14 protein-coding genes and 2 pseudogenes are annotated in these 17,011 nt (G+C 49.5%); 13 read left to right on the forward strand and 3 right to left on the reverse strand.

Features of this window, described 5'->3' with window-relative positions:
• Nucleotides 1–70: 70 nt before the first annotated feature.
• From ACLJXE_RS12210 to ACLJXE_RS12220, 3 genes and pseudogenes are all read left to right on the forward strand, one after another.
• Entirely contained in the window at nt 71–490 is a 420-nt protein-coding gene (locus ACLJXE_RS12210; protein ID WP_121584685.1) for a translesion error-prone DNA polymerase V autoproteolytic subunit, read from the forward strand.
• Complete coding sequence (locus tag ACLJXE_RS12215) at nt 490–1,800, forward strand: Y-family DNA polymerase (RefSeq protein WP_410750972.1); 1,311 nt, start codon at nt 490–492, stop codon at nt 1,798–1,800. Before ACLJXE_RS12210 ends, ACLJXE_RS12215 begins: the two co-directional genes overlap by 1 nt.
• A pseudogene (locus ACLJXE_RS12220) lies at nt 1,801–1,947 on the forward strand (DUF1627 domain-containing protein); the annotation flags it as partial. It lies immediately after the preceding gene.
• Between the two features lie 123 nt (nt 1,948–2,070).
• Here ACLJXE_RS12220 and ACLJXE_RS12225 read toward each other — a convergent pair.
• The 3 genes from ACLJXE_RS12225 to ACLJXE_RS12235 form a co-directional block, all read right to left on the reverse strand.
• Nucleotides 2,071–2,826: an alpha/beta hydrolase family protein gene (locus ACLJXE_RS12225; protein ID WP_410750973.1), complete on the reverse strand. Its 756-nt coding sequence runs from the start codon at nt 2,824–2,826 to the stop codon at nt 2,071–2,073.
• Nucleotides 2,827–2,852: 26 nt separating this feature from the next.
• Complete coding sequence (locus ACLJXE_RS12230) at nt 2,853–3,167, reverse strand: hypothetical protein (protein WP_410750974.1); 315 nt, start codon at nt 3,165–3,167, stop codon at nt 2,853–2,855.
• A gap of 303 nt (nt 3,168–3,470) precedes the next feature.
• Entirely contained in the window at nt 3,471–3,869 is a 399-nt protein-coding gene (locus ACLJXE_RS12235) for a DUF805 domain-containing protein (protein ID WP_410750975.1), read from the reverse strand.
• 1,394 nt (nt 3,870–5,263) lie between these two features.
• Between ACLJXE_RS12235 and ACLJXE_RS12240 the strand changes: the two genes are divergently transcribed.
• The 10 genes and pseudogenes from ACLJXE_RS12240 (at nt 5,264) to ACLJXE_RS12285 (ending at nt 16,977) form a co-directional block, all read left to right on the forward strand.
• Nucleotides 5,264–5,935 carry a tyrosine-type DNA invertase gene (locus ACLJXE_RS12240; protein WP_410750976.1) on the forward strand — a complete coding sequence of 224 codons (672 nt, stop codon included), beginning with the start codon at nt 5,264–5,266 and terminating at the stop codon, nt 5,933–5,935.
• Between the two features lie 358 nt (nt 5,936–6,293).
• Nucleotides 6,294–6,758 (forward strand): CaiF/GrlA family transcriptional regulator, encoded by a 465-nt coding sequence (locus tag ACLJXE_RS12245; RefSeq protein WP_410750977.1) that lies wholly within the window; start codon nt 6,294–6,296, stop codon nt 6,756–6,758.
• Nucleotides 6,755–7,372 (forward strand): LuxR C-terminal-related transcriptional regulator, encoded by a 618-nt coding sequence (locus ACLJXE_RS12250; RefSeq protein WP_410750978.1) that lies wholly within the window; start codon nt 6,755–6,757, stop codon nt 7,370–7,372. Before ACLJXE_RS12245 ends, ACLJXE_RS12250 begins: the two co-directional genes overlap by 4 nt.
• Nucleotides 7,373–7,621: 249 nt before the next feature.
• On the forward strand, nt 7,622–8,842 hold the full coding sequence (locus ACLJXE_RS12255) for an autotransporter strand-loop-strand O-heptosyltransferase (RefSeq protein WP_410750979.1): 1,221 nt from the start codon (nt 7,622–7,624) through the stop codon (nt 8,840–8,842).
• 34 nt (nt 8,843–8,876) lie between these two features.
• A pseudogene (locus ACLJXE_RS12260) lies at nt 8,877–9,356 on the forward strand (AIDA repeat-containing protein); the annotation flags it as partial.
• A 129-nt stretch (nt 9,357–9,485) separates the two neighbouring features.
• Nucleotides 9,486–12,635 carry an autotransporter outer membrane beta-barrel domain-containing protein gene (locus tag ACLJXE_RS12265; protein ID WP_410751037.1) on the forward strand — a complete coding sequence of 1,050 codons (3,150 nt, stop codon included), beginning with the start codon at nt 9,486–9,488 and terminating at the stop codon, nt 12,633–12,635.
• A 130-nt stretch (nt 12,636–12,765) separates the two neighbouring features.
• Nucleotides 12,766–13,242 (forward strand): hypothetical protein, encoded by a 477-nt coding sequence (locus ACLJXE_RS12270; protein ID WP_410750980.1) that lies wholly within the window; start codon nt 12,766–12,768, stop codon nt 13,240–13,242.
• A 450-nt stretch (nt 13,243–13,692) separates the two neighbouring features.
• Nucleotides 13,693–13,968, forward strand: a complete 276-nt coding sequence (locus tag ACLJXE_RS12275) for a metal/formaldehyde-sensitive transcriptional repressor (RefSeq protein WP_012132328.1) — start codon at nt 13,693–13,695, stop codon at nt 13,966–13,968.
• Between the two features lie 32 nt (nt 13,969–14,000).
• Nucleotides 14,001–15,119 (forward strand): S-(hydroxymethyl)glutathione dehydrogenase/class III alcohol dehydrogenase, encoded by a 1,119-nt coding sequence (locus ACLJXE_RS12280; RefSeq protein WP_286630196.1) that lies wholly within the window; start codon nt 14,001–14,003, stop codon nt 15,117–15,119.
• A gap of 169 nt (nt 15,120–15,288) precedes the next feature.
• Nucleotides 15,289–16,977 carry a methyl-accepting chemotaxis protein gene (locus ACLJXE_RS12285; protein WP_410750981.1) on the forward strand — a complete coding sequence of 563 codons (1,689 nt, stop codon included), beginning with the start codon at nt 15,289–15,291 and terminating at the stop codon, nt 16,975–16,977.
• Nucleotides 16,978–17,011: the final 34 nt, after the last annotated feature.

Consider the following 17,011-nt stretch of genomic DNA (forward strand, 5'->3'; position numbering starts at 1 on the left):
AAAAGCCTCTTGAACAACTGCTCAGATAAAACTACTGTATATAAATACAGTTAATATTGGATGAGTCATTATGTTGTTTCTCAAGCCAGCGGATCTCCGCGAAATCAATACAATCCCTTTGTTTAGTGACCTTGTTCAGTGCGGGTTTCCCAGCCCTGCTGCGGATTATGTCGAGCGGGGCATCGATTTGAATGAATTGCTAATTCAGCATCCCAGTGCCACGTACTTCGTGAAAGCAGCGGGGGATTCAATGATTGAGGGGGGGATCGATGATGGTGATTTGCTGGTTGTTGACAGTTCGCTGACGGCGGTACATGGCGATATTATTATCGCTGCTGTCGATGGCGAGTTCACGGTTAAGCGGCTGCAGCTTCGTCCAACGGTACAGCTCGTTCCAATGAACAGTGCTTATGCACCGATCGTTATCGGTCGTGAAGAATCACTGAATGTATTCGGTGTCGTTACCTATGCCGTGAAGGCTCTCCGCTGATGTTTGCGCTCTGCGATGTAAATTCGTTTTACGCCAGCTGTGAGACCGTTTTCCGGCCTGATCTCTGTGATAAACCGGTTGTGGTTCTCTCAAATAACGATGGCTGTGTTATTGCCTGCAGCGCGGAGGCCAAAAAACTGGGGATCCAAATGGGGGCTCCGTACTTCAAACAAAAAGATCTGTTTCGACGTTACGGCGTGACGTGCTTTAGTTCAAATTACGAGCTGTATGCGGATATGAGTAGCAGAGTCATGTCCATTCTGGAGGAACTCTCTCCGCGCGTAGAAAGATACAGTATTGATGAAGCGTTCTGTGACTTGACGGGGGTGAGGAACTGCAGGGATCTGACTGATTTTGGTCGCGAGATGAGGGACTCTATTTTGCAGAAAACTCATCTTAAAGTGGGTGTCGGTATTGCCCAGACCAAAACACTGGCTAAGTTGGCAAACTATGCGGCTAAAAAGTGGCAGGATCAGACTGGCAGTGTGGTCGATTTATCGAATAGCGAGCGCCAACGCAAACTGATGGCCGCAGTTCCGGTAGATGAAGTCTGGGGCATTGGCCGCCGTATCGGTAAGAAACTGGATGCAATGGGCATTAAAACGGTTTGCGACCTGGCCGAAACCGATATTCGCTTTATTCGCAAACATTTCAGCGTTGTGCTGGAGAGAACCGTACGGGAATTGCGCGGCGAATCGTGTCTGGCGCTGGAAGAGTTTGCGCCGGTAAAGCAGGAAATCATCTGCTCAAGGTCGTTTGGTGAACGGCTCACGGATTACAATGCCATGCGGGAGGCGATTTGTACCTATGCTTCACGTGCAGCGGAGAAGTTGCGCGGAGAGCACCAGTTCTGCCGCTTCATTTGTACGTTTATTAAAACCAGTCCATTTGCCCATAATGAACCTTACTATGGTAACAACGCGTCGGTAAAACTACTGACACCAACCCAGGACAGCCGGGATATTATTGGTGCGGCGACGCGTTGCCTTGACGCCATCTGGCGAGAGGGGCGGCATTATCAAAAAGCAGGCGTGATGTTAGGGGATTTTTTCAGTTCCGGTGTGGCGCAGCTAAATCTTTTTGATGAAAACGTCCCGCGGCATAATAGCGACAAGTTGATGACGGTTCTGGATACTCTTAATGCTAAAAATGGTAAAGGGACGCTCTGGTTTGCCGGACAAGGGATACAGCAGCCATGGGCAATGAAACGAGACATGCTCTCACCTCGCTATACGACGAGATACAGTGATTTACTGCGGGTGGGGGATCTCCAACGGTGTAACGCCACATCTACGATTGCGTGTATCTGACATCGTGAGCTGCGGCGGGCGAAAAATAAAGTTGAGCAGTGGGAGCGTGTTTGTGCAGCGCTGCGGGAGTTGAATAAGCACCGGGATATAGTCGTCCAGCTTCGCAAGGAGGATGTTCAGGGAAGAACGATTAAACCCATGGGGTAATTTTTAAATAGATTAAAGGAAATCGCCCCATAAAGGGGCGATAACAATAGTTCTGCGGAAAATTTAGTTTATACGAAATAGGGGGAGCGGGCTCTTTGCGTTACAATGTTAGCCGTCAAAGTTCTATCTTCCCGTCAATTCATGAGAAATCTTAGCAATATCTTTATCAGAAAAAGTAATGTTACTTTTACGTCCAGAATCTGCCAGTATTTTTTGAGCTATCATTTCTGTTAATGGTGCAATGATATTGAAATGATCCCCGTTTGGAATTTTATAAATGAAAAGCGGGATTTTTTCTTTTTTCGCTACTTTTTCAATATTGTCAAATGCTTGCCAATAAGCTTCTTCTCCTTCGAAATACCATGTGGGCTTTTTGATTGATTTAATGTAGCTTGCAGGTGAACGTAGTTGAAACTCCTTTTTTGTTTGTTTAAAAGGAACTATTACCGACATTTCGCCACCTTCAACGCGAGCTTTCAGGTCTGGTATTCCGCCAAGGCTGAAATATCCTCTAAATTTTGTACTATATTCACTTGCAAGCAGAACTCGTGTACCACCAGTGCTGTGGCCTGCAAGGTATATACGTTCTGGATCGACATAGCTCTGCCTCGATAACCAATCATAAGCTGCTTCAATATCATCTAATTCACCATAGAACATTTCATAGCGACCGGGATTTTTATCCTCGCCACGGAAACTTGGCAACATGACTACCAGACCCGCTTTACGAAATGCACTGGCGCTTTGGTCATTATCTCTGTCATGTTCTCTCCAAAAAAAATCCTCACTGTCACTTAATCCACCATATCCACCCGATATCCATATTACGGCAGGATGCCGTTTACCATCCTTAGGGTCCGGGGTGACATAGGTCGTCATATCTCCAAGTTGTGTCGGATATTTTGTTAATATATAAGTGTCTCCTGGGGGGTAAGTATCCGCCCTGAGTCAGTAAAGCTTTCAGCAATAATTTGAGTTGAGTAACCATTACGTGACTCTCGTAATGACTTATTACTCATAAGTACCAGATGACCGGTATCAGGAATTTTAATCACAGGTATCTGGTTAAGCATTGCTTTCCTTTTCTCTTCTTTAGCCTTTACAATTTCAGCAGATTGAATGTTTTCTTTTTTTTGCAACTTCTTGTTTACGTCACTTTCATCACAACCGGCTAACATTAATGACAGAGCAATAATAAAAAACTGATATTTTAATTTCATATGCAAATCACATGGTTATAAAATTGATTAAATCCGTTGCTTTTTATTGGCTTGTACATCTACATAATATATCTATAGGTTGCCCAGTAGAATTTCTCCTTAAAACCAAACACTAGATGGCGAAGAACGAAGACATGTCACGATCTTTAACCTGGTTATCCCTGCAGTTACCGTAAAGCCAGAAATTAGCAATGTATTTCATGCTGTTATGCATCAATTTATCATTCATCCAGCCTGAAATCGTTGTTTGTATGATCCAGGCTGGATGCTTTCCCAGGAATAGTAGAATTTATTCGACTGAACTTAATGGCTCATGTTCATCTGCAACATTAAGTGTTCAAATTTAGGATCTTTCCCAAAACGGTTCTCACCAATAGTACCTTTTTGACACAGGAAGATGAATAGCACAATGTCACCAATGATGGGGATTAAACCAAGTAAAATCCACCACCCAGAACGGTCGGTGTCATGTAATCGTCTAGCTGTAATGGATGTAATAAGTAAGATGTGTACTGCCATCCATATGAACTGGGCTAGTTCTATATCCGTCCCCGTAAGGAGTAAACCTACTGCAAGCGGGAGTATAATAAAGAATAAAACACCTAAGCGATAATACCAATATTCCCTTCTCCTGGTTCGGCCATTGAAGTTAGTGAGGTTTTTTAATGGGTTTTTGAAACAGTATGAGAACGTCAAAGACATTATTGAATCACCATAAATAATTTCGGCAAAAGAGTGTCATTGTTTTAAATAAACTTGTTAAACTAATCCTTTCGTGTTGTTGCGTGCTTTAATACCTCCTGTGTACCGAACTAAATTCTACAGATGTGCCGTAAAACATCGACCTTCAGAGTTAGGATATAAGGCGCGATTTTCCAATTAACGGTATTCATTGAAAGCAACAGCAATAAAACGGCTAGCGGCGTTCAAATTCCAGTTAAGATCAAGTAGTCAGCAGGGGTTGAATTGGGGCGTTTTTTTGGAACCTGTCGTTTCGTTTTTAACCGCGCGCCCTTACTTTATAAAAACAGAGCCCATACCAGACAGGATGCAAATAACACAACGGTTGCAAATGGAATATAGAATGCATAATTATCTTCTTTCATAATCACGGTCTCCACATGGTTATCATTAAAAACACATTGCGACATAATTTTATTTTTTAACTGATGTCTTTTGGGTATTAGTCTATAACTATTTTACAACCATGATTAATCAAATTTTATGTTTTTATAACCAGTTTTGTCGATTAGGATTAATGATAAGAGGCCACTGCTGTTGATTGCTGCATCGGGTTGAATAAAAACCCCTTGCTTGATTAGCGGCAGGGAGAAGAAGAATTGACTCATCTTGAGGAGATGTTTCATGTTTTTAGAATATTGGTTTACTGGATAAAAAAAGGCACGACCAACGTCATTCTGGTCGTGGGACAAGGTCCGGGAATGTCTACGATGAAAACGAGGAGAAAAAAGAGCGCGGCTGTCGGATTAGAAGCCGCGGGACAATGTCCGTGATAATTAAACCAACTTGCCGTTCCATCCAGGGAACAGTGACACTATAAATATTAATCTTTATGGTTTAAATACCATAATTAACCTGAATTATAGGTAAGCCTTATTCCCCGGAACCTCACCTGGTATGCCTCTCAATCCTCTCTAAATAATTCCTGTGCAAAGGTGGCAGCAGGTGACTTTGCGTGGGTGTTATTGACGGGGCACTGGCGGCCCTGTTTATTTACAGGAGAACATTATGTCTGAACCCGTATCCGGGACGGGTATGGTTGCGGCGCCGGGAGGATATCCGTGCATACCCGGTGGGATGGCCGGAGATGGAAAGTGAGTAAATTTACGACCCCAGCGGTGCGGCACATCGAAAGACAATGTGATTTCAGTCATTCACACCTCCGGGATATGAAGCAGGGCGCCGCAGCCACGTCGTATGCAAGAACGTTGCTGCGGCAGACTGGCGTTCGTTCGATATTGCGAGTATGGAATGACTGCCAGTCGGCGCAGAGTGTACTTGTCCAGTATGACGATTCAATATGTTTAATCTGAAAACATCCACATATCAGCGTCTTCATCAAACCGGAGCAATGAATGTCTACCCGAAAATTTCTCACCCACCATGAAGTTTCTTTGCTGCTGCAGGCAGTGGTGACCAGCCGTCACCCTGAACGCGACACCTGCATGATACTCCTGGCTTTTCTCCACGGGCTTCGGGTCAGTGAACTGCTGTCACTGCGGCTTGCTGACCTTGAACTTGTATCCCGAAAACTGTGTGTCCGGCGCCTCAAAAACGGATTCAGTACCGTTCATCCTTTACTGGCAGAAGAGGTGAAATGCCTCAGAAGCTGGCTTGGGGCCAGGGAAACGATGACATCACCGGCTGCAGAAGAAGAAGGGGACTGGCTTTTTATTTCCCGGTCGGGGCGTCCGCTTACCCGTCAGCGGTTCTATGACCTGCTGGCTGATGCCGGGAGGAAAGCCGGACTGGCTGTCTCTGTCCACCCCCATATGCTCAGGCATGGCTGTGGTTATGCGCTGGCGGATAATGGTATTGATACGCGGCTGATTCAGGATTATCTGGGACACCGGAATATCCGGCATACGGTGATTTATACGGCTTCAAATTCGGCCCGTTTTGAGCGGGTATGGAATCGGTCAAAAAAGGGGAAAAAGCAACTTTTTGACCCAAACTGTAAACTGCCTGTATTGCATCCACAAATGTTAAAAAAACGCATGTCATGCAGACAACAATTTATGAAGTAATGTTTGATTTAAATCAATAAAATCCTCATATCACTTCCCTTCTGTAAAGGTGTCACATTGACAGCCGTCATTTTTCTGAATTGTTCAGAATTCTGCGTCTGGCGTAAAAATCTAATATTCTCATGATGATTGGTGAATAACTCCAGTAATACGCCTGAATTTGGGTTATTAACCCACTATTGTCAAAATGGGTCATTTTGACAACCACGGATCCTCTTCCCGTACACCTGTATTGCGCGTTACCCGGCACTGATACCCAACACATACGGTAACCGATGTCTGTTGTTATTACTGGAGTGGAGGGATGTCAGTGCTTCGTATTTCATACTTCTGACGGAGAGATATTCAGGTGGCGGGTATGCCTGAGAGACGCAGCCGAAAAAAGAGACCTTTTTTCTGTCCCGAGTGTGTTCAGGATCTACAGGCTAAGCCACTGTATATCATCGTGGCCTTCTGGGGGATGCGAACCGGCAGGTTACTGACAGTGGAGCTGGTCAGCCGGGAATTTCATATTCCCCAGCGAACAGCAAAAGATATTCTGCATTACATTGAGCACGAGGGACGAAACCATATCTGCAGCAGGCGCTTCATACAGAACGAACCGACAACGGGACGAAGACGCGCCCTGCGGATCCTGGATGTGCAGGAGCCACAGAAAATTCCGGCCAGTTCAGGAGCAAAACTGGATTTTCTGTCGGAGCCTGTTGCCCCTGTAGCAAAACAGCCACCCAGGCCACTGACAAAATTCCAGAAACTACGTCAGTGGATGTTATCGAGAAAACAGAATGAACAGGCTCCTCCGGAGCTGACAGAAGACGGATGAAACAGATATTTTTGATGAGTCAGTGTCAGTACACCCGCCTCGGGCTTTTTGAACTGATGGGAAATACCGGGAAACATGCCGTTCAGGTTATTTCCGTGGAAACACCGGAGCAGATTGTGTCGCATATTCTGTCTGACAGCCACCTTCACGTGAAAAAGCGTGTCATTGTGGTGGATCTGACCTGTCATGAGTCATCAGTAATGGTGAAGGCGTTGTGGTTTTTGTGGAATCTGTCAGTCCTTTATTCTGAACGCCACGAACTGAGAGTAACTCCCTGCATTTTATTTGGGCATCAGGGGGAGAGGAGTAATATCAGATACCCTTTCCCCTGGGTTTCTCCGTTACAAGATCTCCGTCAGTTGCAAAATATTTTTCTGCGCATTCTGGCCGTGCCTTCGCGCTATATAAATAGTGGGTATGGATTTCAACGTTTAAGTGTTAACGAGCGACGGGTGATAAATGCACTTCTTGGTGGGGAAACGGTAAGTGATATTGCAAAGCGTATGCAGATACATTACAGGAATGTGTGTTACTACCGACAAAGGGCAATATTTAAAATCGGCCTGAGAAACCGGAATGATATTGCATGGATTATGAACAGGACGTTTTTGTAAGCGCTGTAACGATATGTGCTGACCGGATGCACTTCCGAAATTGATAAGTCTTTCCACACATAAACTGTAAACTAACTCCTGCGCGTAGCCGGAAGTAATGCAGAGAACATTTCATCTGCAACGACTAAAGTCGTTGACTAAACAGGATGGGATGCGCGAGGTGATGACATTATAAGAAAGACACGTCAGTTATATTGTTAGCGTACTCATCGTGCTTTTCAACGCTTATATATTTTTGAAGGTGAAAATATGTCAACGCTGAAGAATACATTTTTTATCCCTCCGCCTGACACGCCAACACAGGCCGGACCTGAAAATATCTTTTATGATTTTAATGATGGCGCCCGTGTATTGCTTCCTGAAGGGAAATGGCACGTGCGTCTGCTGGATGCGGATTCAGACAATATTCTTTTCTGCTGCGATGTGGATAAAGGCTGGGTGACCAGCCGTAAGAAATATTTTGTGCGTTTTCGTATTCAGGTATTCCGTCAGGGGGAAGAAACGCCCCTGCTGGATGAAACCCTGAAATTAAAAGACCGGCCTGTGCTGATTTCATTCCCGACCGGGACGCTGGGCGATTTGCTCGGCTGGTTCCCTTATGCCGAACGCTTCCAGGCCCTGCACAAGTGCCGTCTGGAGTGCACGATGGCGCAGGACATTATTGACCTGCTGGCACCTCAGTATCCGCAGATACAGTTTTCCACGCCGGATAAACCGCGCACGGGGGCGCCTTATGCCACCTATCGTGTGGGGCTCTATTTCGGTGGTGATACAGACAATCAGCCGGTGGATTTCCGCAAGGTCGGTTTCCACCGTTCTGCGGGCTACATTCTGGGCGTTGACCCGCGTGAAGCCCCCGTCCGGCTTGACCTGTCTGCGCCCCGGGTTATCCAGGAGCCCTATGTGTGCATCGCCACACAGTCCACCTGTCAGGCGAAATACTGGAACAACGGCACCGGCTGGAGTGAGGTTGTCGCTCACCTGAAATCGCTGGGTTACCGGGTGCTGTGCATTGACCGGGATGCCCATTATGGCCAGGGCTTTGTCTGGAACCATATCCCCTGGGGTGCAGAGGACTTCACCGGCAGGCTCCCGCTGCAGGAGCGGGTGAACCTGCTGCGGCATGCCAGCTTCTTCATTGGCCTGCCAAGCGGCCTGTCATGGCTGGCGTGGGCTACCGGAATCCCGGTGGTGCTGATAAGCGGCTTCAGCCTGCCCAACAGCGAATTTTATACCCCGTGGCGGGTATTTAACTCTCACGGGTGCAATGGATGCTGGGACGACACGTCGCTGAATTTTGACCATAAAGATTTTATGTGGTGCCCGAGACATAAAAACACCGACCGGCAATTTGAATGTACCCGGCTGATAACCGGCGCCCAGGTCAATGGCGTCATCAATAAACTTCACCGTTTTTTAACTGAGCAGGGTGTTGAGGTCCCCCTGGAGAAAGGAGTAAGCAATGAATAAGGTTTATAACACTGTGTGGAACGAATCCACCGGGATGTGGGTCGTTACCTCAGAGCTGACCCGGAAAGGAGGTCGGCGCCCCCGTCAAATCAAACGTACCGTGCTGGCAGGGCTGATTGCCGGCCTGCTTATGCCGTCGGCGCCCGCTCTGGCTACAGCCTATGACAATCAGACGCTGACAAGTTCATCCATGTACCTGTCTGCAGGCGATACGGCGACAAATACCACCATTAACAGCGGTGGGAGCCAGTATGTTTCCAGTGGTGGTAGCGCCACGGACACTACCATTAACAGTGGTGGGAGCCAGTATGTCTCCGGTAGCGCCACGGACACCACCATTCACGATGGGAGCCAGTATGTCTACGGTAGCGCCACGAGCACCACCATTAACGATGGGACCCAGTATGTCTTCGGTAGCGCCACGGACACTACCGTTAACAGTGGTGGGTACCAGTATGTCTACAGCGGAGGCAGTGCCACGGGCACCACCATTCACGATGGGACCCAGTATGTCTTCAGTGGGGGCAATGTCACGAGTACCATTATTAACAGCGGTGGGAGCCTGTATCTCAGCTCTGGCGGCAGTGCGGTTGATATTACTCAGAACAGCGGCGGCAGAATTTCCACGGATACCGGTGCCGCCCTGAACGGTACTCACACTAACGGCAGCTTCAGTATTGCCGGGGGAAGCGCCAACAATATGCTGCTGGAAAACGGTGGCTCTCTCGATGTACTCAACGGGCATCAGGCCACGGGAACCACCATTAACAGCGGTGGGTATATGCGTGTCAGCAGCGGTGGTAGTGCCGCAAGTACCACCATTAACGACAGAGGGACCCAGTATGTCGACGGCAGTGCCACGAGCACCACCATTCACGATGGGAGCCAGTATGTCTACGGTAGCGCCACGAGCACCACCATTAACGACAGAGGGACCCAGTATGTCGACGGCAGTGCCACGAGCACCACCATTAACGACAGTGGGACCCAGTATGTCTACGGTAGCGCCACGAGCACCACCATTAACGACAGTGGGACCCAGTATGTCTACAACGGTGGTAGCGCCACAAGTACCACCATTAACGACAGAGGGACCCAGTATGTCGACGGCAGTGCCACGAGCACCACCATTAACGACAGTGGGACCCAGTATGTCTACAACGGTGGTAGCGCCACAAGTACCACCATCAATGGTGGACGCCAGTATGTCTACGGCAGCGCTACTGACACTACTATTAACAGCAATGGCTTACTGCATGTCTCCAGCGGCGGTAGTGTCACGGGTACCATTGTTAATAACGGTGGCCGCGAGAATATCTATTCAGGCGGCAGTGCCACGAGCACTACCCTTAACAGTGGTGGTGTCCAGGCCGTCTCTGGTGGCGGTGTTGCCTCGGCCACTCTCATTAACAGCGGGGGGAGCCAATATGTCTACAGCGGCGGCAATGCTTTGAATGCCTCTGTTAATGACGGAGGGCGTCAGTTTGTCTCAAAAGGCGGCAGCGCCAGGGCAACTTCTGTTAATAGCGGCGGTCGCCAGTATGTCCGTATCGGCGGCAGTGCCACTGACACCGTGATTAACAATACTGGGCGCCAGTTTGTCTCCAGCGGCGGCATTACCACTGACACTACAATTAATTCCGGTGGGGGGCAGTTTCTCTACGGCGGAAGTGCCACAGGTACCTCTATTCTCAACGGCGGACGCCAGTACGTCTCCAGTGGCGGCAGTGCCACGGACACAACCGTTAACAGCGGTGGACGTCAGCATGTTTACATCGACGGCAATGTCACAGAAACGACCATTACCAGCGGCGGCATGCTGCAGGTGGAAGCCGGTGGTTCAGCCTCTAAAGTTACCCAGAACAGTGGCGGGGCAGTCGTCACCAATACCAGTGCATTCCTGAGTGGTACCAGCGATAAAGGCAGTTTTAGTATCGCTGGCGGCAGTGCAGCCAATATGCTGCTGGAAAACGGCGGATACCTGACGGTGTTTGACGGTCATCAGGCCAGCGCTACAACTGTTGGCAGTGGTGGTACGCTGGATGTCCGCAGCGGCGGTGTGCTCTACGGCACCACCACCCTGACTGATAAAGGGACGCTCGTCGGTGACGTAGTCACAAATGAAGGGAACCTGTATTACCTCAACAACAGTGCTGCGACCTTCACAGGCACCCTGACGGGTAGCGGTATCCTGACACAGGAAGGCGGGAGCACCCGCTTCAGCGGTCTGTTGTCTCAGGACGGCGGGATTGTCCTTCAGAGTGGTGGGGCCATGACGATGGATGCCCTTCAGGCGAAAGCTAATGTGACGACCCAGTCAGGCACCACCCTGACGCTGGATAACGGGAGCATCCTGACGGGGAGCGTTGAGGGAGACAACACCGGCGCAGGTGATATGGCGGTTAAAGGTGCGTCTGTCTGGCATCTCGATGGTGACTCCACTGTCGGCGCATTAACGCTGGATAACGGGACCGTTGATTTCCGTCCGCCAACAACCACGCGTCTGACGCCAGCCTTCCAGGCGGTGTCGCTGGCGCTCGGGAGCCTGTCGGGTAGCGGGACGTTCCGGATGAACACGGATATCGCAGCACATACCGGAGATATGCTGAATGTCACGGGTAATGCCAGCGGTAACTTTGTGCTGGATATCAAAAACACCGGCCTGGAGCCAGTATCTGCTGGTGCACCGCTTCAGGTGGTGCAGACCGGCGGCGGTGATGCGGCGTTTACCCTGAAAGGCGGGAAAGTCGATGCCGGTACCTGGGAATACAGCCTGAGTAAGGAAAATACCGACTGGTATCTGCAGGCTGACACCCCACCTCCGGTTACTCCGCCGGCTGAGCCGGATGCAGGTACATCGTCGTCTCCGGTGCGTCGCACAACCAAATCAGCCGACGCGGTACTGGGCATGGCGACGGTACCGGCATACGTTTTCAACAGCGAGCTGGATAATCTGCGTTTCCGTCACGGTGATGTGATGCAGAATACCCGTGCCCCAGGGGGCGTATGGGGCCGTTATACCGGGTCAGAAAACCGCATCAGCGGCGGGGCCAGCTCCGGCTATACCCTGACGCAGAACGGTTTCGAAACCGGCGCCGACAAGGTCTTTGACCTGGGTGAGAGCCGTTTAGCTGCAGGCACTTTCTTCTCTTACAGCGACAACAGCATTAAGCATGCGCGTGGTGGAAAGAGTACAGTCGACAGCACAGGTGGTGGTCTGTACGCGACCTGGTTTGATAATGACGGCTACTACGTGGACGGGGTTATCAAATTCAACCGCTTCAGTAATGAGCTGCGTACCTGGATGAGCGACGGCTCGGCGGTGAAAGGGGATTACAGCCAGAACGGTTTCGGCGGCAGTCTTGAAGCGGGCAGGACCTTCAGTCTGAATGAGAATGCCTGGGCGCAGCCATACGTGCGGACAACGGCGTTCCGGGCCGATGGGAAAGATATCAGCCTGAATAACGGCATGAAAGCCAGTATCGGTGCGACCAAATCCCTGCAGGCTGAAGCTGGCGTGAAGCTGGGGATGACCCTTGACGTTGCAGGAAAAGAAGTCAAACCGTACCTGTCGGCGGCGGTGAGTCATGAATTTTCGGACAACAACAAAGTCCGTATCAATGACACCTACGACTTCAGGAATGATATCTCCGGGACGACCGGGAAATACGGACTGGGTGTCAGTGCGCAGCTGACCCCAAATGCTGGCGTCTGGGCTGAAGCCCGTTATGAAAACGGTAAGCAGACCGAGTCACCGGTCACGGGCAGTGTCGGGTTCCGTTTTAATTTCTGAGCCGAGTCCTGAACACAGCAGGGATTAAATCCTGCGCTGCGGGCGGAAGCTGAAAGGCTGCCGTCCGCGTTGAATACAAAACTTTATATAAAAAACTATATTTTTTATTATGGAAAATAGAGGAGTTATCATGGAAATAGCAATCAAACATCCACGTTTTCAGGGTAAAAAACTCAGCGTTAGTACCAGGACAATATTTAAAAACCCCTCTCTACTGATAGATGGTATAGAGCAAAAGAAGATGAAAGGTCTAAAAAAACGGTATCTGTTGGAAGACGATAATGGATCACCAGCCATAGTAGAAATTAAGTCAGTCATCGATCCTATCCCAACTATTGTCATTGACGGGGAAAAAATACCGCTGGCTCCTCCAATGACCTGGTATGAGTATGTATTATTATGCCTGCCATTTCTTCTCATATTCATTGGTGGTGCGATAGGCGGTTTCGTAGGTTTAGTTGGGGCAATGATCAATGCCAGTATTATTCGTGGTCAGGGCTCAGTTATAGCGCGCTACGGGTATGCTTTGTTGGTGACGATTATTTCTTATCTTGTGTTTTTTGTTATAGCGAGTGTTATAGCGAGCATGTTTTCATACTTGAGGTAATACATATTGCTCGCCTGAAGAATACTTATTCGGCACGAAAGTGATATATCAAATGATTGTGCAAAAAGGTTATTCATCAATAAACTAACAACATACTGTGTAATGAGATTGGCATCCTCCCCGTCCTGAAGGACGGGGTTCTACGGTGTTGTGCTGGCTTGGAGTTGGGCTATTTCGCCTCCCTAAGCGCAAGCGGCTTTGTTCATTGATGAAACCCTAATTTTAAACTCCTGATTCAGTCAAAACCGATAGCTAAAGAAGATAAAGTCTGGGGGCATATTGGGGGCAAAATTGCTTTGGAGGCAGATTTTGGGGCATGAAAAAGGCTGTGTATGTCCACATATGTCTATATGTGCTGTTTGTACAACTCATTAAATAATAACAAGTTATTTATTTTACAATTAGTTAAAAAAACTGATACCATACCCCCCTATAGTATATGGAGGGCGTATGCCGCATTCACCTGAAGATAAGAAACGCATTCTCACCCGTGTACGGCGTATTCGCGGCCAGGTTGATGCGCTTGAGCGCGCGCTGGAATCCGGCGAGCCGTGTCTGGCTATCCTGCAACAAATTGCCGCCGTGCGCGGCGCATCCAATGGCCTGATGGGCGAAATGGTTGAGATCCACCTGAAAGATGAACTGGTCAGCGGGGATACAACCCCAGACCAGCGTGCTGTGCGCATGGCTGAAATCGGCCATCTTCTGCGCGCTTATCTAAAATAACACTATCACCTCGCAATAATGGGAAGAGACAAATGAAATCACGTGCAGCAGTTGCATTCGGCCCCGGCCAGCCGTTAAAAATTGTCGAGATCGACGTCGCACCGCCAAAGAAAGGTGAAGTGCTGGTTAAAATTACCCACACAGGCGTGTGCCATACTGACGCTTTTACGCTCTCTGGCGACGATCCGGAAGGTGTGTTTCCGGCGGTACTCGGTCATGAAGGCGGTGGTATCGTGGTTGAAGTGGGTGAGGGCGTCACCAGTCTGAAACCGGGTGACCATGTGATCCCGCTGTACACGGCAGAATGTGGTGAGTGTAAGTTCTGTAAGTCTGGCAAAACTAACTTGTGTCAGGCCGTACGTGCTACCCAGGGTAAAGGCCTGATGCCGGATGGCACTACGCGTTTCTCTTATAACGGCGAACCCATCTATCACTATATGGGTACCAGTACTTTCAGCGAATACACCGTTTGTGCAGAGATCTCGCTGGCAAAGGTTAACCCGCAAGCACCGCTGGATAAAGTGTGTCTGTTGGGCTGTGGCGTAACCACCGGGATCGGTGCAGTACATAATACGGCGAAAGTGAAAGAAGGCGATACCGTGGCCGTATTTGGACTGGGCGGCATTGGTCTGGCAGTGATCCAGGGGGCAGTACAGGCGAAAGCAGGGCGTATTCTGGCGGTTGATACTAACCCGGAAAAATTCAAGCTGGCGGCTGAAATGGGGGCGACCGATTTCATCAACCCGACCGATTATGATAAACCGGTTCAGGATGTGATTGTCGAGCTTACCGACGGTGGCGTGGACTTCAGCTTTGAATGCATTGGTAACGTAAATGTCATGCGTGCGGCGCTGGAATGCTGCCATAAAGGATGGGGTGAAAGCATCATCATTGGTGTGGCTGGTGCCGGACAGGAAATAAAAACCCGTCCGTTCCAACTGGTAACCGGACGCGTGTGGCGCGGGTCTGCGTTTGGTGGCGTGAAAGGGCGCACCCAGCTGCCTGGAATGGTTGAAGATGCAATGAGCGGGAAAATTCAGTTGGACCCGTTTATTACCCATCGCTTACCGCTGGAGCAGATCAACGAAGCGTTTGATTTAATGCATCAGGGTAAGTCCATTCGTACCGTTATCCACTTTGGCGATAACTGATTCATTGGCCAGCGGAATTCACCGCTGGCACTTTCCTGAATTTCTTTGAATGATGTTGTGAAAGTGTGACGAATCTTGCGCTTTTCACGGTAAGCAAACTTTATGAATTGCCGATGACTATCTAATGGGCGTGTTTTCACGCATAACCCCTACAAGAGAGTCGACGGTCATGGACAATACAATATCGATGCAAGCCCAGAATAAACTGGGCTTTCTGCATCAAATCAGACTGGTTCCGCTGTTTTCCTCCATTCTCGGTGGCATCCTTCTGCTGTTTGCTTTGAGTTCCGGGCTGGCAGGCTATTTTCTTATGCAGGCCGATCGCGATCAGCGCGACGTGACCGATGAGATTCAGGTCAGGATGGGGTTATCTAACAGTTCTAATCACCTACGTACAGCCCGTATCAATATGATCCACGCCGGCGCAGCGAGTCGCATTGCCGAAATGGACGATATGAAGGCCAATATCGCAGAGGCGGAAAAACGCATTAAGCAATCTCAGGATGGTTTTACTGCTTATATGTCTCGCGTGGTGAAAACGTCGGAGGACGAAGCCTTAGACGCTGAACTGAGCGCAAGCTTTAAGGCCTATGTCGACGGTTTACAACCGATGCTCAAGTACGCCAAAAACGGCATGTTTGAAGCGATCATCAACCATGAAAATGAACAGGCCAGGTCGCTGGATTCTGCCTACAACAAGGCGCTACTGAAAGCCATTGAAATTCGTACTGCAAGGGCGAATCATCTCAGCGAGCAGGCTCACCAGCGCACGCAACTCGGCATGGCCTTTATGCTGGGCGCATTTATTCTGGCACTGGTGTTAACCATGATGACGTTTGTTGTCCTGCGTCGTACCGTGATTCATCCACTGTTGCGCGCGGCCCAGCGTATTGAGCAAATTTCTGCAGGCGATCTGACCATGCAGGATGAACCAACCGGACGCAGTGAGATTGGTCGTCTGAGCCATCATCTTCAGACGATGCAACATTCACTGCAGAAAACCGTAGGCACGGTACGCCAGGGGGCGGAAGAAATCTATCGCGGCACCAGTGAAATCTCGGCGGGCAATACCGATCTGTCATCACGTACTGAAGAACAGGCCGCGGCGATTGAACAAACGGCGGCCAGCATGGAAGAACTGACTGCTACGGTGAAACAAAACGCGGACAACGCACACCATGCCAGTAAACTGGCGGAAGATGCCTCCGGCAAAGCCAGTCGCGGTGGGCAGATGGTTTCTGGCGTGGTGAAAACCATGGGCAATATCTCGACCAGCTCGAAAAAAATCTCTGAAATTACCGCTGTCATCAACAGCATTGCCTTCCAGACCAATATTCTGGCGCTGAATGCGGCGGTGGAAGCGGCGCGGGCAGGAGAACAAGGGCGTGGATTTGCCGTCGTCGCCAGTGAAGTTCGCACGTTGGCAAGCCGCAGCGCCCAGGCAGCGAAAGAGATTGAAGGATTGATCAGTGAGTCAGTGCGGTTGATTGACCAGGGGGCTGGTGAGGTTGTGGCTGCGGGTAATACCATGACGGACATTGTCGATGCGGTAAAACGTGTCACCGATATTATGCTGGAAATTGCAGCGGCCTCTGATGAACAGAGCCGGGGTATCGTGCAGGTAAGCCAGGCGATTTCAGAGATGGATAAAGTGACGCAGCAGAACGCCTCACTGGTCGAAGAAGCCTCGGCTGCAGCGGCCTCGCTGGAAGAACAGGCTGCGCGCTTAACGGAGGCGGTCGGTATATTCCGCTTACAGGGTGCAAGTGCTGTAAAGCGCGTGCCATTTGCCAAAAACTCGGGACATACGCTGCCGAAGACAGCGGGAACCAGCGGTGATAACTGGGAAACATTTTAATGAGATAAGGGACCGAATGGTCCCTTATTTTTTA

Origin of the sequence: Citrobacter sp. U14242, assembly GCF_046555775.1 — a bacterium.
In the GTDB taxonomy this organism is placed as follows: Bacteria; Pseudomonadota; Gammaproteobacteria; order Enterobacterales; family Enterobacteriaceae; genus Citrobacter.

What these genes read in the sequence shown, in the direction of transcription:
- ACLJXE_RS12255 (WP_410750979.1), top strand. Translation starts at nt 7,622, where the DNA reads ATGTCAACGCTGAAGAATACATTTTTTATCCCTCCGCCTGACACGCCA.
- ACLJXE_RS12210 (WP_121584685.1), top strand. Translation starts at nt 71, where the DNA reads ATGTTGTTTCTCAAGCCAGCGGATCTCCGCGAAATCAATACAATCCCT.
- ACLJXE_RS12245 (WP_410750977.1), top strand. Translation starts at nt 6,294, where the DNA reads ATGCCTGAGAGACGCAGCCGAAAAAAGAGACCTTTTTTCTGTCCCGAG.
- ACLJXE_RS12280 (WP_286630196.1), top strand. Translation starts at nt 14,001, where the DNA reads ATGAAATCACGTGCAGCAGTTGCATTCGGCCCCGGCCAGCCGTTAAAA.
- ACLJXE_RS12215 (WP_410750972.1), top strand. Translation starts at nt 490, where the DNA reads ATGTTTGCGCTCTGCGATGTAAATTCGTTTTACGCCAGCTGTGAGACC.
- ACLJXE_RS12285 (WP_410750981.1), top strand. Translation starts at nt 15,289, where the DNA reads ATGGACAATACAATATCGATGCAAGCCCAGAATAAACTGGGCTTTCTG.
- ACLJXE_RS12225 (WP_410750973.1), bottom strand. Translation starts at nt 2,826, where the DNA reads ATGACGACCTATGTCACCCCGGACCCTAAGGATGGTAAACGGCATCCT.
- ACLJXE_RS12275 (WP_012132328.1), top strand. Translation starts at nt 13,693, where the DNA reads ATGCCGCATTCACCTGAAGATAAGAAACGCATTCTCACCCGTGTACGG.
- ACLJXE_RS12230 (WP_410750974.1), bottom strand. Translation starts at nt 3,167, where the DNA reads ATGAAATTAAAATATCAGTTTTTTATTATTGCTCTGTCATTAATGTTA.
- ACLJXE_RS12250 (WP_410750978.1), top strand. Translation starts at nt 6,755, where the DNA reads ATGAAACAGATATTTTTGATGAGTCAGTGTCAGTACACCCGCCTCGGG.
- ACLJXE_RS12235 (WP_410750975.1), bottom strand. Translation starts at nt 3,869, where the DNA reads ATGTCTTTGACGTTCTCATACTGTTTCAAAAACCCATTAAAAAACCTC.
- ACLJXE_RS12270 (WP_410750980.1), top strand. Translation starts at nt 12,766, where the DNA reads ATGGAAATAGCAATCAAACATCCACGTTTTCAGGGTAAAAAACTCAGC.
- ACLJXE_RS12240 (WP_410750976.1), top strand. Translation starts at nt 5,264, where the DNA reads ATGTCTACCCGAAAATTTCTCACCCACCATGAAGTTTCTTTGCTGCTG.